Genomic DNA, 16488 nt, shown 5'->3' on the forward strand with positions numbered 1-16488 from the left:
GTCGATAATTTGTGTGTCAGGGCCTTGCAGGGCCATGGCCTGGGCATCGCTGCCGACCACCACGAAGTGTCCGTCCTTGATCGCGACGGCGCTGGCTTGAGGTTTTTTGCGATCGACGGTGTGCAGGCGTCCGTTGTACAGGATGAGGTCGGCGGGGGCATCGGGCATGGTTTTACTCCCTGCGAGTAGCGGGCTGATCCAGGCACCGACGGCGCCTGCCGAAAGGCCTTGCAGTACACGTCGGCGGTTAAATCCGTCGTGGTCGTCAGGTGGGCTCATGGCAATGCTCCACGCAAAGGCTCTTCATAAAAAAAGCGAGGGCAAACAGCCGATGTCTGACGCATGCGGCCAGAAGGAATATAGACGGCAAATCCACAGGTAGCCGTTTTCCGATGGCGAAAAACGACGAATCCCGCCACGAGGGGCGGGATTCGTTTGCAGCCAGGCGTGCTCCCGAAGGTTGGGAGCGGCGCGCTTAGGCCGGGAACAGCTCGGACAGTTTCATGGCCAGCATCATGTCGCCTTCCGCGCGCAGTTTGCCACCCATGAAGGCTTGCATGCCGTCGGTTTCGCCGCTGACGATGCCTTCCAGGGTTTCGCCGTCCATGACCAGAGTCACCTGGGCGTCCGGGTTTTCGCCTTCCTGGAGCTCGCAGGTGCTGTCCTTGACGATCAGCGAGAAGTTCTTGGTGTCGTCGATGCGGAAACCGAATACCAGGTCCAGACCGGCAGCAGCGGCTGGGTTGAACTTGGCTTTCATTGCTTGTACGGCATCAGCTACGGAGGTCATGGTTCGATCCTTTCTTGGGTAATTAGAGCTGGGTGAATACAGCCAGGGTCACAATAGTCCGGACTCAGCGAAACGTGATGAGTTCCGGGGTCTTCAACAGTTGCAGGTGCGCATGAATGTTGAAAGAAGACAGAGCCACCTCGCGACCGCGAAACTTCAGCAGGTTGAGCGAGGTGTTGACGATTTGCCAGTTCAGTTCGAACGCCTGCCTGGCAGGCATTTGCGTAATGAGATGGAGCAGGGCCGTGATAGTGCCGCCGGAGGTGAACACGGCGATTTTCTGGGTGTTGTCGGCGCTTTCGAGGATTCGCTGCAGACCGGCTTGCACCCGTTCGACAAACCCCAGCCAGCTTTCCAGGCCCGGTGTGTCATAGGTGCCGGCGAGCCAGCGTTCGATAATCAGGGCGAAGATTCGCTGGAACTCACCGCGGTCTTGCGCGGCGTTACGCAGGATGTGCAGCGCTTCGGGCTCGTCCGGTAACATGGCTGGCAGCAGCGCGCGGATCACTGCGTCGGCGTCGAACTCATTGAAAGCGGAATCGATTTCCAGGACCGGAACCGGCAGGCCTGCGGCAGCGAACTGTTCCAGTGCGCTGTTGGCCGTGTGCTGCTGGCGGCGCAGATCGCCCGAGAGGCAGCGATCGAAGCTGATGCCCAGCTCGGCGAGGTGCTGGCCGAGGACTTCTGCCTGGCGAATACCGGTCGGCGACAGGACGTCATAGTCGTCTGCACCAAAGGAGGCCTGGCCATGTCGAATCAAATAGATACTGCCCACGTCCGCGTCATCCCGGTACGTTGAAGGTTCGGCGAGGTTATGAGGATGAGGGTGAGCTGTCAATGAAAAAACATACGCTTGTTTGAAATGCCCGTTACAGGGCTGTTGCCAGAGGTTTCACGGCTGGCCGCCGGGGCGGTGCATGGGTATGCTGGAGGTATCCCGCGCGCGTTTTTGCAGCGCATCGTATTAAAGGAGTCCCTGTGGAGTTTTTTGCCGAGTACGCAGTTTTTCTGGCTAAGACCGTGACACTGGTGATCGCCATTCTGGTGGTCCTGGCCAGTTTCGCGGCATTGCGCAGCAAAGGTCGGCGCAAGTCGGTCGGCCAGTTGCAAGTCAGCAAACTCAATGATTTCTACAAAGGGCTGCGCGAACGCCTGGAGCAAACCTTGCTCGACAAGGACCAGCTCAAGGCCTTGCGCAAGGTCGAAGCTAAAAACGAGAAAAAGCAAAAGAAGAAAACCGAGGCCAAGCCACGGGTGTTCGTGCTGGATTTCGACGGCGACATCAAGGCGTCGGCCACTGAAAGCCTGCGCCATGAAATCACCGCGCTGCTGACCCTCGCCACGCCCAAGGATGAAGTGGTGCTGCGTCTGGAAAGCGGCGGAGGCATGGTTCACAGCTACGGCCTGGCGTCCTCGCAACTGGCGCGTATCCGTGATGCCGGTGTGCCGTTGACCGTGTGCATCGACAAGGTCGCGGCCAGCGGCGGCTACATGATGGCGTGCATCGGCGAGAAGATCATCAGTGCGCCATTCGCGATTCTCGGCTCGATTGGCGTCGTGGCGCAGTTGCCTAACGTCAACCGCCTGCTGAAAAAGCACGACATCGACTTCGAAGTGCTGACCGCGGGCGAGTACAAGCGCACCCTGACGGTGTTTGGCGAAAACACCGAGAAGGGACGCGAGAAATTCCAGGAAGACCTGGACATCACTCACCAGTTGTTCAAGAACTTCGTTTCCCGCTATCGCCCGCAACTGGCCATCGACGAAGTGGCCACCGGCGAAATCTGGCTCGGCGTCGCGGCGCTGGACAAGCAACTGGTGGACGAACTCAAGACCAGCGATGAATACCTCGCCGAACGCGCCAAGAAGTCCGAGCTCTATCACCTGCACTACGCCGAACGCAAAAGCTTGCAGGAACGCATCGGCATGGCGGCCAGCAGTTCGGTCGATCGAGTGCTGTTGAACTGGTGGGGGCGCCTGACTCAGCATCGTTTCTGGTAACTCTTCAACTATCCCGGTACTAAACAAAACCGCAGCGCCCGCTGCGGTTTTTTATGCCGATTGTCGAATTCGTTAGTTTAAAAAGTTAACTAACGCGGATCTATAAATATCTTGTGCATATTAAAGGCGTTTGCTTGACAGAGGTTTTGATTAGACTCAGCTGCCCCTAATCAGCAGCAAGGATGTTGCACAATGGAAATAAGCACTCGATACAATGGTAATCCGGATGACTTTGCTCTTTTTGTAAAGTTGTTGCCCGAAAAGTTCATGTTTCTTATCGATGTACGGCCGAACAAGGATCATAAGGTTGTTCATCGATCCACGAATGATGAAATCCTGATTACCTATATCAGGCGCCATCAGCCCAGTCAGTGGAAGCCGGAGTTCAAGGTTTTTATCGAGGGCGAGAATTGGGGAAGTTTGAACAAGACGTTATTTGATGACGTCTCCGCATTGGCGTACGCCATCAGGAAAAGAGGACTGAAGCAAGTTGAGTTCTAACGAATTTTGATGTGCGAAAGGGTGTTTCACATGTAATAAAGCCTTGATGACTGTTGGTCATCAAGGCTTTATTTTTATTAGCGGCGACGGAACAGCGGCAGCGGTTCGTCGGTAGCAGCCTGATAGGTCACCGAGAAGTCCTTGAGACCTTCCAGGGCTTCGTACGGATCTTTATCGGCACGAATGGCAAATGCGTCGAAACCGCAGCGGTGCAGGTAGAACAGCTGGTCGCGCAGCACATCGCCGATTGCCCGCAGTTCGCCTTTGAACCCGTAACGGTCACGCAGCAGGCGGGCGTTGGAGTAGTTGCGACCATCAGTGAAGGCTGGGAAATTCAGGGCGATCACCTGGAAATTTTCCAAGTCGTCACCGATTTCTTCCGCTTCTTCATCGGCATCCAGCCACACGCCCAGGCCGCCGTCGCGGGCCTTGAGCATACGGCTGTGTTCGCGCCACAGCTGCAACGGGACGATCAGGTCGTCGCAGTTGCTGATGTCGTCGATGTTGAAGTCCTTGGGCAGCAAGTGCCAGGTTTCGTCGACGACTTCGTTGTTCTTAATTATTCGCTGCATAGACACGCTCCTTGAAGAGGTCGATGCCAATACGCTGATAGGTGTCGATGAAACGCTCGTCTTCGGTACGTTGTTCGATGTACACGTCGATCAGCTTTTCAATTACATCAGGCATGGCTTCCTGGGCGAAAGACGGGCCGAGGATTTTGCCCAGGCTGGCGTCGCGACTGGCGCTGCCACCCAGGGACACCTGGTAGAACTCTTCGCCTTTTTTGTCCACCCCGAGGATGCCGATGTGGCCGACGTGGTGGTGACCACAGGCGTTCATGCAGCCGGAGATGTTCAGGTCCAGTTCGCCGATATCGAACAGGTAATCCAGGTCTTCGAAACGACGCTGGATCGACTCGGCGATCGGGATCGACTTGGCGTTGGCCAAGGAGCAGAAGTCGCCGCCCGGGCAGCAGATGATGTCGGTCAGCAAGCCGATGTTCGGCGTGGCGAAACCTTGCTCGCGCAACTCGCCCCACATCGCGAACAGTTGGGTCTGCTCAACGTCGGCCAGAATGATGTTCTGCTCGTGAGACGTGCGCAGTTGACCGAAGCTGTAACGGTCGGCGAGGTCGGCAACGGCATCGAGCTGCTTGTCGGTGATGTCGCCCGGCGCAACGCCGGTCGGCTTCAGGGACAGGGTCACGGCTACATAACCGGGCTTCTTGTGGGCCAGGGTATTGCGGGTGCGCCAGCGCGCGAAGCCCGGGTGTTCTTTATCGAGTTCGGCCAACGCCAGGGTCTGGTTGTCCAGAGCCTTGTACTCGGGGTCGACGAAGTGTTTGGCCACACGATGCACTTCGGCTTCGGTCAACGTGGTCTGGCCACCGCGAAGGTGCTCCATTTCCGCATCGACTTTTTGTGCGAAGACTTCAGGGGTCAGGGCCTTGACCAGAATCTTGATCCGCGCCTTGTACTTGTTGTCACGACGGCCGTAGCGGTTGTAGACCCGCAGGATGGCGTCGAGGTAGCTCAACAGGTCTTGCCACGGCAGGAATTCATTGATGAACGCGCCCACCACCGGGGTACGGCCGAGACCGCCACCCACCAGCACACGGAAGCCCAGCTCGCCAGCGGCGTTGTGCACCGGCTCAAGGCCGATGTCATGGACTTCGATGGCCGCACGGTCGGAAGTCGAACCGTTGATGGCGATCTTGAACTTGCGCGGCAAGTAAGCGAATTCAGGGTGGAACGTGGTCCATTGGCGGACGATCTCGCACCACGGGCGCGGATCGATCAGCTCGTCGGCAGCGACACCGGCGAACTGGTCGGTGGTGACGTTGCGCAAGCAGTTGCCGCTGGTCTGGATCGCGTGCATCTGCACGGTCGCCAGTTCGGCAAGGATGTCCGGGATGTCTTCCAGCGCCGGCCAGTTGAACTGTACGTTCTGCCGGGTGCTGATGTGGGCGTAGCCCTTGTCAAAGTCACGGGCAATCCTGGCCATCATTCGCGTCTGGCGCGAAGTCAGTTGGCCGTAAGGCACCGCCACCCGCAACATCGGCGCGAAGCGCTGGATGTAAAGGCCATTTTGCAGGCGCAGGGGGCGGAATTCTTCTTCGCTCAGCTCGCCTGCCAGATAGCGTCGGGTCTGATCACGGAACTGCTTGACGCGGTCCTCGATGATCCGCTGATCGTACTCGTCGTATACGTACATATAAGTCCTGTTCTCAGGCTTGGGCCGGTCGGATCCAGTTGCGTTTTTCGCCTAGAAGTCTCCGATGCTGCCTCGGCAATTCTGCGCGCACGGCCGCGCACTCCCAACGGAGCCGGGGCAAGATACCAGTTTGCAGTTATGCGCAAAAGTGATGTTTGAGTATATGTAAAGAACCAAAACGACTAATGAGGCTCATCGCACTAAAACCCACATTTGTGGTGCGGGCAATCATCGTCTTAACTGTGCTCGAGTCTTTATGCAATCACCGATAAAACCGACAAGAGGCGATGCAATGAGCAACCCTACCAAAACGTCAAAACCCGATAGCACGGTCGATGCTTGGGCCATTCTGTTCCTGATCATCCTGGTCGTGGGCACCGCGGTATTTTGGGTCAGCCATCAATAACCGACCCCGTCCGGGCCCGATTCCGACGATTGTCGGACAATAACCCCAATAAACACCGTTTTCCGGGACTTCGCTGGCTATAATGCGCGGCGAATTGCCGGGGGGCTCGGACGATCAATGTTGAAGTTTTTCTACTCATTCCTGCTGATGTGCGGCGCGGTTTACGGACCCGGTGTGCGCGCGGAATCGGTGTTGTTCCTGAATCCCGGGAAGACTGACGAAGCCTTCTGGATCAGCTATTCGCAATTCATGCACGCGGCAGCCACGGATCTGGGCATTGATCTGCGAATTCTCTATTCCCGGCGCATGCCGGAGCTCACGCTGGCGCAAGCCCGTCAGGCGCTGCAAGGCCCTGATCGTCCGGACTATCTGGTGTTCGCCAACGAACAGTACGTCGCCCCGCAGATCATTCGCCTGGCTCAGGGCAGCGGGGTAAAGCTGTTTATGGTTAACGCTTCGCTGACGGCCAATCAGCAGAGTCTGCTGGGAGATCGCTCTGATCAGTTGGGCAGCCTGGTGCCCAACGATGAGGAGGGTGGCTACCTGATGCTCAAGGAACTGATTCGCCAGCATCCGCCCGCGGCGCCCGGTCAGGTCATCGAGTTGCTGGCGTTTTCCGGCCTGAAGATCACCCCTTCGGCGCAACTGCGCGAGCAAGGCATGATGCGGGCCTTGGCCGAGCACCCTGAAGTGCGCTTGCGCCAACTGGTTTACAGCGGCTGGACCCGGGAACGGGCCTATGAACAGGCCAAACTGTTGTTCCGGCGTTACCCGAAGGTCTCGCTGGTGTGGTCAGCCAATGACGAAATGGCGTTTGGCGCCATGCAGGCGTATTCGGAGACGGGTGGGATACCCGGCAAGGATGCGTTGTTCAGTGCGGTCAACACCTCGCCGGCGGCGTTACAGGCGATGGTCGACGGACGCATAAGCGTGCTGTTGGGCGGGCACTTCACGTTGGGCGGCTGGGCGCTGGTGGAGTTGCATGATCTTGAACAGGGCGTGGATCTCAGCCAATACGGCGGCCGAGACCGGCAAATCCCGTTGCTGCAACTGATCGACAAGGCACAGGCCAGGCGATTGCTGGCCATGGGGAAATCACCGGATTACGGTGTGAACTTCCGCCGTCTTTCAGCCAAGGGCCGGTCGACGTCGTATCGCTATCCGTTCAGCCTGCAAACCTTGATGCGCTAAACCCCGGTCAGATGCACCACCAGTTGCACGATGCCATACAGCGTCAATGCGAACACCGCGGTGAACAAAATCCCCAGAATCACGAAATGACTGGGCTTGCCGTGAGTGAAGTCCCGCGCCCGGTTCTTCCCGCTCTGCACCCCGAACGCCGCCGCCATGACGCTGTGCAGCATCTGCCAGAAAGTGGGCGGCTTGTTGTCGGCTGGATCGTCCATAAACCCCTCGTCTCCCGTTTGAGTAAGACAAGCATAGACAACCCACTGAAAGAAGATCGCCCCCGGCGCTACCCGGTATAAATATGTACCGCCCTGGACGACAAACCTGCTGATTGACTGGTGCTTCATTTGACAGCATCAGGTATTGCCACATGAGTGGAATCCCATCGGCCCAGGAAAAGGGCCTTCACAACCATTTCATCAAAAAAAAGCTGCACGATCGGATACGCCACCTGACCCCGGCAAACATCCGGGCTCTGGATCGGGCGAGAACACCGGGAGGCCTGGCCGAAAATGCCATGCCGGACTGGTTTCAAAAGGCCTCCAGCGACCAACGACAAACTGTACGGGACGACCAGAAGCGCAGTCGAACCTCCAACGAAACCCTGGCACAAACACTCACCGGGCTCAAAGGGGTCACCGAATTCGCGCAACCGTTGCTCGAAGCGGCGCTGCAAAAAAAGTTCGGGTTGAAAGTTGATGTTACGCAGACCTGGCTCTACGAGCCCTTTGCAGACTCGCTCATCACTCACCAGACACTGCTGCAACTGGCACTGCGCAATTTTGAAGAAGACCAGGCGTTTGATGAACGTGACGTCATTGCTGAACGAGGTAAACGGGCTGCCAATCTGGAAACACAAGGTGGACCTTACGGTTGGGACTATCCGGAAATGGGCCCTTCAACGCGTTACAGGATCAAGAAGCTACCGATAAAGCCCGCCGATTTCGCCTCGCTATGCCGTGAACTGGATATCGGCAAGCAGTATCAGGAACACCTGACGGCGATGTTTGACGCCGCGTACAGGGCGACCACCGTGCGCACCCAAACGGTCGAATCGTGGAAGGACAGTCTGCGGGTGCATGCCCATATCGCCCACCTCAAATCGCTGATCACGCCATCGGCCTACAGCACATTGCTGGCCGTGCTCAACGGCGACAAATCGGCAACACTGGACGGTGAGCGCGTCACTTTCAGTCAGTTGCATGTGCTGGGGTCGCCTGTCAGTGAGCTGTTTGTCATTGGCGCAAGCCGGCGCAAAGGTAAAAAGGTCAACTTCAGCGTGACCAATCCTGGTGTAAGCCTGTTTGACGTACTGGGTTACCAGGACTCGCGGATCATCGTCTGTATTCCGGGTGATCCGGTGGCGCCGGTCATGGAATATGCCTCGCTCAAGTCCTTTGAAAATGACCTGAGCTACAGGCTGCGCGATGCGAATTACCAGCGCTCTTTCCTCAGGCTCATCCCCCACGGTGATGCGGGCAAGTTCCTCGGCAAGATCAAGACTGCTGTGCAAACACTCAAATGGAACCCGGATTTCCCTTACCGTAAACAGACCCTCTTGGGTCACATAGACGGAATCTACGAACACGTTTACCGGGACGAGCCGGCTCTTGATATCAGTGAAGAATTTTTTGACACGGAGCTGTTCGGCGAGCTGTACACGCGGCACCAGACGCGCCTGAAGGAGACTGCCGAGCAACTGGCGGTGCCGACGGCCAAGGTCGATCATGACGCCTGGTATGAACGACTCGCCCGCTACGCTGAGTGGGGACTGAGCATACTCAACGTGGCCGCATTTTTTGTGCCTGGCCTGGGCGAGGTAATGATGGCCGTGATGGCTGTGCAACTGACCATAGACATTTATCACGGGGTTGAAGCCTGGAGCATCGGGGACACGGATCAGGCCTGGAGTTATTTGAAGTCGGTGGCCGTGAACGTGGCATTCATGGCGGCTGTAGGCGCGGTTGCCAGTAAAGCGCCGAAAGTGCTGTCCACACCCATCGTCGATGGCCTGGTGAAGGTCAAATTGCCGTTTGGCAGCGAACAGTTGTGGCGGCCTGGTTTGACGCCTTACCTGAGCGACAGGGTCTTGCCAGCGGGGCTCAAGCCCAACAAGCTTGGGCAGTATGAAGTGGACGGCAAGACCTATATCAGGCTCGACGGTAACGTCTACGAAAAAACCTTCGACCCCAAGCTGAACAAATGGCGTCTCAAACACCCGACGGCCCCGGACGCTTACTCCCCCGTTCTTGAACACAACGGTGAGGGCGCGTGGCGCCATCGTTTCGAGCGCCCGCTGGAGTGGGATCGTGCCACCTTGTTACGACGTCTTGGCCCGGTCACCGACGGTATTGACGCGGCGACGCTGGAGAAAATCGCCGATATCAGCGGCGTTAACGACGATGCGTTGCGCAAGATCCATACGGATAACCTGCGCTTGCCATCAGCGTTATCCGACACGTTGCGGCAGTTTCAAATCGACCGTCAGCTCAATGACATGATTGAACAGATTCGTCTCGATCAGCTGGTGCCGGACAGCCGCTACAACGACGTCTTGCCGCAAGTGATCAATATGCCGCGTTGGCCGCAGGGGCGGGTGATCGACGTGTTCGACAATGCAAGCCTGAGCGGTGCTTCGTCCCGCTACGGTGAGGCGTCGACACCTGTGAAGCCGAGCATCAGGATTTCCCGTGAGGATGTGTCTGCCGGGAAATTGCCCGAACGAGTGCTTGCGGCGCTGGATGAGAAAGAAATCGTTCGCTTGCTGGGGGGCGAAGGTGCGCGGGTCGAGGCAGAGCGTGAAACGGTTTTTCGACAACAGCTTGGCGCCCGGCTTTCGGGCAAAAAAACCTCATTGTTCGACAAACTCAGCCAGGATTCCAAGGCACTAACGCGTGAAATTCAGGAGCTGCAACGTACTTTCCCCAGTCTATCGACGGACGCGGCGCAAGAAGTCCTGGCCAATGCCACAGCCAAGGAACGGCTGCACATCAAACAAACCGGCCGACTCCCCACCAGTCTGTTGCTCAAGGGGCGTGCGCGCGCCCGGGTGACTCGGCTGAACAAGGCCCTGGCCGGATTGCAGCTCGAGAGCATGGCGTCATCCGACAGCCAGCGCCTGGCGCTGCACAGCCTGGAAAAACTCCCCGGCTGGCCGAAAAACCTGCGCCTGGAAGTTCGTCAGGGCGATTGCGGTGGAAAACTGCTCGACAGCATCGGAAGCGAGACGGCCGAGCAAGTCAAATACCTGGTCAAGGACGGCTATCAACATCATCAAGCCAACCAGTTCCAGGCCTTCGACCAACAAGAAAACTCGTTGAACAGCGTGCCGAAAGAAGGCGACAACTTTTTCTCTTCGGTCATGCATGCGTTGCCGGACGACGTCCGCACTCAGTTGGGCATGCCCAATGTGGCGCAGGGTGCCAAGTTACAAAAGACATTGACCACTTATGCCATGGGCCACCGTGATCAGATGATGGAAACCCTCGTGCCCAACGCCACCACGTCACGATTGCGTCCGCCGGTGCGACTGGCCGACGGGAGGGTCGGCTACCCATTGAGCGGGCGAGGTGCCGGAGCATTGGTGAATCCCTCGTTGGTCTCCAGGTTGCGGGATGTCTATCCGAACTTCTCCGATAAGTTGGCGGAATTGATGGTCATCCAGCTTGCGCTTGATGGCATGACCGAAACGCAGATCGCCCATTTTCTGAACGTGCGGGGCCGGGAATACGAGGCACTGACGGCGCAGCTCGAACAATGGGTACACAGCGGCGGCCAGAATACGGTCCGCCATCAAGTCGCACGAAACATTAAATTCGTCTGGCAACAGAGGGGTATTTACGATGGCGATGCCAGTGTTTTTCTGGACGTGGGCGCTGCAGACAGCCTGCCGGAACTGGCCGGCAACTTTCCTCACGTAAGACGTCTTAATATGAACGTTGGTGGATTATTGAGTCAGACACCGGAAGCCTTTGTGCGCCAGTTCCCCAACGCCCGGTCGTTAAGGTTGGGGATCCAGGATGGCGTCGATAGGGTTCAACTGGCCGAGAGGCTAAAGGCACTGCCGAGTATCCGTGAACTGCAAATGGCAGGGCCGCTGGGTCCGGAATTCACCGAAGCTGCCCAATCGGTGATAGACGCGATGCCACAACTGCAACGATTGGACGTGACCGGGGTGGCGGACGAGCTGGATGTCAGTCGCCTGACTCAACTGCATTCGTTGAGTGTGCACGGGACGACAGAGGCCTGGCCGAAGGGCGCTCTGCAATTGCCGCAGCTCAGGTCGCTGGATCTCACTCACTCAGGCGTCAAGACACTTCCCGCTGAATGGCTATCCGGTCATGAATCACTGTGGCCGGGCATGAAACTCAACTGGGCCAGGCTGAGCACTGAGGACTTCGTAAAGGCATACGAGTATGTGCACGACAATCCTGCGCATTTGCTGGATACCGGGCAAATGCTGGATCGTTATTGCCAAGGCACGCTACAGAACGCCCTGGAGACAAGCGACGAGCTTTCGAAGATTGCCCTTGGGCGAATGAAGGCTGAGGGGTTGGCAGGGCGGGCGTTGCTGGCACGGATCAATGCACTGCGCCAGGATGGACAGGCATTGCGACAGCAACTGGAGGCGTGGCAGCAGCGAACAGCAAGAGCCAATGGCCGGCAAGTCAACATTCGGGAACGAGAATCCGTTGCCCGGCGAATCCATGAGTGCTGGCGTGATGGTCTGCGTAAACGCTATGGCGGTACGGAGGAGGCACAGTCTTCGCAACCTCAGGCCGGACCTTCAGGGGTGCGGCCATGGCCTGTCATGCCGCGACAAATCATTTCATCGAATCTTGATTTGTCCGGCTGGGCGCTGGGCGATCTGCCTGAACTGCCAGCGCTGTCAGCAACGAATTTTGCCCATGTGCAAACCCTGCAAATGTCGGGTGTGGTGGCTTCATCCGAGGATTTCAGTCGTTTTTTGAGCGGCTTCACCGATATTCGCGGGTTGGATCTGAGTGGCAATCAACTGCAGGATCTTCCGTCGGCATTGGGCAGCTTCGGAAAACTCACTGATCTGGAGCTGAGCCGAAATCACCTGACAATTACCCCGAGTATGCAACAACGCTTGAACCGGTTGTCTGCCCTTGAAAGCCTGGACTTGCGCTATAACCGGCTCGGTTCGCTGGATGTCAGCGCCATGACCCGCTTGAAGACCCTGCGTGTGGGTCATACCGCCATTAAAGACTGGCCAAAAGGTGCGTTGGACTTGTCCGGCCTCGGCAGGCTCGAGATGAACAACAGCGCGATCACGACGATTCCTGAGGCTGCCCTGACCGGCCATGACGCTCTAAGGATCGATATGATTGGCTGTCGGTTGACGGCCAAGGCCCGCACCGATTTGCTGGCGAGTACTTCTTCCGAAACACCCATGGGTATCTCCAGAGCCAGCTTGCAGGCGGGCATTACCATGGGTGAACCAGAGTACTTTCCGGTTCTGGTCGCGCAAAATCCGGACTTGTTATTGCCGCTGCCCGTTGTTCCTGGCAATGACCTGACACGCTTGACCCCGCAAGCCCGCTTGCTAAGGCTTGACCCGGATCTGCCAGGCGCCGAGGCGATACAGATGATTGATGAACTGACGTTACGCCATGGCGGCGCTGGCCCCCTGTATGAGCAATTGGCCAAATGGGACAGACAACATCAGGCATTGACGAAGACCCTGAACACATGGATCGAAACCCCACCACAGCAGATGGGTGAATCTTCTCCTCCTGTGTGGATAGCAGCCACCGAGCGTCGTAAGGCGGCTGACTGGATAATGGCGTGCTGGAGGCAGAACCTCCGCGGGGCGCAGGCTGTGGAGAGCGCATCGGGAGGTTATATCCTTGATCTGTCCGATAACCCCTTGGGCAATCTCCCGGCTCTACCCGCCGACTTCGCTCATGTCGGTGCGTTGAACCTGAACAACGTGTATCTGAGAGAAGAGGGGCTAAGCGATTTCCTCGGCGCGTTTACGCATGTTCATACCCTGGCGCTGAATGCCAACGCATTGAGTGCCTTGCCAGAGTCCGTTACCTCACTGAACAGCCTCAAGCGACTTTCGGCAGTCAATAACCGTTTTTCCGATGCGCCTCAGCTCCAGCGTCAGCTTGCAGGGATGAGCAACCTGGAGTCATTGAACCTGGCGGAAAACTGGCTTGAGTCGATGGATGTCAGCTCTCTTACCCGTTTGCAGGCCCTCGATCTGAGTGGCAACCGCCTGGTCGTCTGGCCGCAGGGAGCGCTTCAGCTCCCCTCGCTCAGCGCACTGGATTTGCGCGACAACATGATCGAGTCCATTCCATCGGTCCTGATGGCCGACGAGCACAGGGTATTGCGTGCGGGCACGAATCTGGCCAGCAACGAAACCCTGGATGGCGAGAGCCTGCTAATGCTGCGTGATCAGGTGCTGGAAGGCGAGGAGATAATGGGATGGAGGGCAGGAGAGATTGACGAGGCGCTGGAGCGGTTTGAGAGCAGTAGCGACAGCGATAGCGATGACTCGATCGCAAGTGACGTAGAAGTGGATATGGATGAGGTGACAGGTACCGACGCCCGTGAGCGATGGATCGCTCCGTCAGCAGCCGACTCAGAGGAATTGATACGGATATGGAATGACTTCGAGCAAGCGCACAACAGTAAGTTCTTCTTCAATCTGCTGACCAAAATGGAAGGTACGGCAGACTTTCAGACGGGACGTGCTGATCTTGTGCGGCGGGTCCATACCGTACTGAGGGTGGCCGATAGCGACGCAGGTCTGAGGGATACGATATTCGAAATGGCAAGGTCTGGCGCAACTTGCGTTGATGGTCAAATCCTGTTGTTCAGCGATGTAGAAGTTAAGGCTTTCGAATTTGAGACTTCGAAGTCAATTTCCCCGGGCCAACAAGGCAGCGTCTTGTTCAGACTTGGCAGGAGCCTGTTTCGCCTTGGGAAAGTCGAGGAAATCGCTAGCCGTGACATTGTCCAGCGACAGGCACAGCGCCGCTCAATTGATCCGGCGGAAGTGCGGTTGGCCTATCGTATCGGCCTTGCCGAGCGACTTGAGTTGCCGGGGCAACCAAGAGGCATGCGCTACAGCGGCAACGTTTCGTCTGCCATGCTGGATGCGGCCCATGCTGAAGTGATCGCGGCAGAACAATCATCGGCATTTATTGATGATTTGGTCGGCCACAAGTACTGGAGCGACTATTTGAAGGACAAATACCCTGAACGGTTCGCCCAGGTGCGAGAGGGTTTCGCAGGCAGAGAGCATGATGTAGAGGAGGCGTATCCAAATTACGGCGAAGGCGCGCAGGAGCAGTACAAAACCGCCATGCAGGCGATAGAGGCAGACCTTCTCTTCGAGCAAGGAAAGTTGGTGCGCGAATTGTCTGAAAAAGAACGGACGCTGGTGGGGCTGTAACGTTAACCCTGCAGCTTTCATAAGAACCCCGGGAGTCGCCCCCGTCGACTCCCGGGACCACCATCAGTTGTCGTAACCCAGGTTCGGCGCCAGCCAGCGCTCGGTCATGCTCAACTCCTGGCCCTTGCGCGACGTGTAGCTCTGCACCTGATCCTTGTCGATCTTGCCCACGGCAAAATACTGCGCTTGCGGGTGAGCGAAGTACCAACCGCTGACCGCTGCCGCCGGGAACATGGCGTAGTGCTCGGTGAGGAACACGCCGCTGCGGCCGGCTTTCATTTCCGAGGCCTCAGGGTCCAGCAACTTGAACAGCGTGGATTTTTCGGTGTGATCCGGGCAGGCCGGGTAGCCCGGGGCAGGGCGGATACCGGTGTATTGCTCTTTGATCAGCGCCTCGTTGTCGAGCGTCTCGTCCTTGGCATAACCCCAGTAGTCTTTACGGACCTGCTGGTGCAGCCACTCAGCGCAAGCCTCGGCCAAACGGTCGGCCAGTGCCTTGACCATGATCGAGTTGTAGTCGTCGCCGGCATCTTGATAGGCCTTGGCCACTTCTTCGGCACCGATCCCGGCGGTGGTGATGAAACCACCCACGTAGTCGGTCACTTCGCTGTCCTTCGGTGCAACGAAGTCAGCCAGGGAGAAGTTCGGTTTGCCGTCGGTCTTGATGATCTGCTGACGCAGGTGATGCAGCTTGGCAATCGGTTTCCCGTCATCGCCGTAGACTTCAATGTCATCCTCACGCACCTGATTGGCCGGCCAGAAGCCGAACACCGCACGGGCGCTGATGAGTTTTTCGTCGATCAGCTTGGCAAGCATTTCCCGGGCATCGGCGTACAGCGAGGTGGCGGCTTCACCGACCACTTCATCCGTGAGGATGCGCGGGAATTTGCCGGCCAGGTCCCAGGAGATAAAGAACGGTGTCCAGTCGATGTATTCGGCCAGGACTTTCAAGTCGATGTTGTCCAGCACCTTGGCACCGGTAAACGTCGGTTTGACCGGCTCGTAAGTGCTCCAGTCGAACTGCGGCTTCTTGGCAATGGACGCCGGGTAGCTCAGGCGTTCGGTGCGGGCGCTGCGGTTGGCGGTACGCTCGCGGACTTCGATGTATTCCAGGCGAGTCTTCTCGATGAACGCCGGCTTCAATTCCTTGGACAGCAACTGCGTCGCCACGCCCACGGCGCGGGAGGCGTCGGTGACGTAAATCACTGCGTCGTTGCTGTATTTCGGCTCGATCTTCACCGCCGTGTGCGCTTTCGAGGTGGTCGCGCCACCGATCATCAGCGGCAGGTGGAAATCCTGACGCTGCATCTCCCGGGCGACGTGGACCATTTCATCCAGCGAAGGGGTGATCAGGCCGGACAGGCCGATGATGTCGCACTTCTGCTCCTTGGCCACCTGCAGGATTTTCTCCGCCGGCACCATCACGCCGAGGTCGACGATGTCGTAGCCGTTACAGCCCAGCACCACGCCGACGATGTTCTTGCCGATGTCGTGCACGTCGCCTTTTACTGTGGCCATGAGGATTTTGCCCTTGGCTTCCGGTTTGTCGCCTTTTTCCAATTCGATGAACGGGATCAAGTGGGCCACGGCCTGCTTCATCACGCGGGCGGATTTCACCACTTGTGGCAGGAACATTTTGCCCGCGCCGAACAGGTCGCCGACGATGTTCATGCCGGACATCAGCGGGCCTTCGATCACTTCGATCGGGCGAGCGAACGACTGACGGGATTCTTCGGTGTCTTCAACAATGTGCGTGGTGATGCCTTTGACCAGCGCATGCTCCAGACGCTTGTTGACGGGCCAGCCGCGCCATTCTTCGGTCTCGGCTTCCTTGACGCTGCCGTCGCCCTTGTACTTGTCGGCAATGGCGAGGAGGGCGTCAGTGCCTTCCGGGGTGCGGTTGAGCACTACGTCTTCAACGGCGTCACGCAGTTCGACCGGGATCTGGTCGTAGAT

Annotated in this window: 10 protein-coding genes and 1 pseudogene; 4 read left to right on the plus strand and 7 right to left on the minus strand. The window is 57.6% G+C overall.

The features are described from left to right. The 3 genes and pseudogenes from WLY71_RS23860 to WLY71_RS23870 all read right to left on the minus strand — a co-directional run. A pseudogene (locus WLY71_RS23860) lies at positions 1-279 on the minus strand (amidohydrolase); the annotation flags it as partial. A 196-nt stretch (positions 280-475) separates the two neighbouring features. Then, on the minus strand, positions 476-790 hold the full coding sequence (locus tag WLY71_RS23865) for an SCP2 sterol-binding domain-containing protein (RefSeq protein ID WP_008154977.1): 315 nt from the start codon (positions 788-790) through the stop codon (positions 476-478). A 64-nt stretch (positions 791-854) separates the two neighbouring features. Continuing rightward, the gene (locus tag WLY71_RS23870) at positions 855-1565 is read right to left on the minus strand and encodes a histidine phosphatase family protein (protein ID WP_347805503.1); all 711 of its coding nucleotides are present in this window, start codon (positions 1563-1565) and stop codon (positions 855-857) included. A gap of 203 nt (positions 1566-1768) precedes the next feature. Here WLY71_RS23870 and sohB point away from each other — a divergent pair, with 203 nt between their 5' ends. Both sohB and WLY71_RS23880 read left to right on the plus strand, forming a co-directional pair. Continuing rightward, positions 1769-2791, plus strand: a complete 1023-nt coding sequence (gene sohB / locus WLY71_RS23875) for a protease SohB (protein WP_347805504.1) — start codon at positions 1769-1771, stop codon at positions 2789-2791. A gap of 192 nt (positions 2792-2983) precedes the next feature. Next, the gene (locus WLY71_RS23880; RefSeq protein WP_347805505.1) at positions 2984-3292 is read left to right on the plus strand and encodes a hypothetical protein; all 309 of its coding nucleotides are present in this window, start codon (positions 2984-2986) and stop codon (positions 3290-3292) included. Positions 3293-3369: 77 nt separating this feature from the next. Here WLY71_RS23880 and WLY71_RS23885 read toward each other — a convergent pair whose 3' ends face one another. Both WLY71_RS23885 and WLY71_RS23890 read right to left on the minus strand, forming a co-directional pair. Further along, positions 3370-3864, minus strand: a complete 495-nt coding sequence (locus WLY71_RS23885) for a DUF934 domain-containing protein (RefSeq protein WP_347805506.1) — start codon at positions 3862-3864, stop codon at positions 3370-3372. Beyond that, complete coding sequence (locus WLY71_RS23890; RefSeq protein WP_347805507.1) at positions 3848-5506, minus strand: nitrite/sulfite reductase; 1659 nt, start codon at positions 5504-5506, stop codon at positions 3848-3850. Before WLY71_RS23890 ends, WLY71_RS23885 begins: the two co-directional genes overlap by 17 nt. Before the next feature lie 523 nt (positions 5507-6029). On the opposite strand from WLY71_RS23890, the gene WLY71_RS23895 reads away from it, so the two are divergent. Then, positions 6030-7103, plus strand: a complete 1074-nt coding sequence (locus WLY71_RS23895) for an ABC transporter substrate-binding protein (protein WP_347805508.1) — start codon at positions 6030-6032, stop codon at positions 7101-7103. Here the strand turns inward: WLY71_RS23895 and WLY71_RS23900 are convergent. Further along, positions 7100-7318, minus strand: a complete 219-nt coding sequence (locus WLY71_RS23900; protein WP_074877590.1) for a DUF2970 domain-containing protein — start codon at positions 7316-7318, stop codon at positions 7100-7102. The genes WLY71_RS23895 and WLY71_RS23900 overlap by 4 nt on opposite strands. Positions 7319-7470: 152 nt before the next feature. On the opposite strand from WLY71_RS23900, the gene WLY71_RS23905 reads away from it, so the two are divergent. Then, complete coding sequence (locus WLY71_RS23905; protein WP_347805509.1) at positions 7471-14532, plus strand: NEL-type E3 ubiquitin ligase domain-containing protein; 7062 nt, start codon at positions 7471-7473, stop codon at positions 14530-14532. A 63-nt stretch (positions 14533-14595) separates the two neighbouring features. On the opposite strand, the gene WLY71_RS23910 is transcribed toward WLY71_RS23905, so the two are convergent. Further along, positions 14596-16488 (minus strand): vitamin B12 dependent-methionine synthase activation domain-containing protein (locus WLY71_RS23910; protein WP_347805510.1); only part of this gene is annotated, 1893 nt, incomplete at its 5' end.

Source organism: Pseudomonas rossensis, assembly GCF_039888995.1.
Taxonomy (GTDB): domain Bacteria; phylum Pseudomonadota; class Gammaproteobacteria; order Pseudomonadales; family Pseudomonadaceae; genus Aquipseudomonas; species Aquipseudomonas rossensis.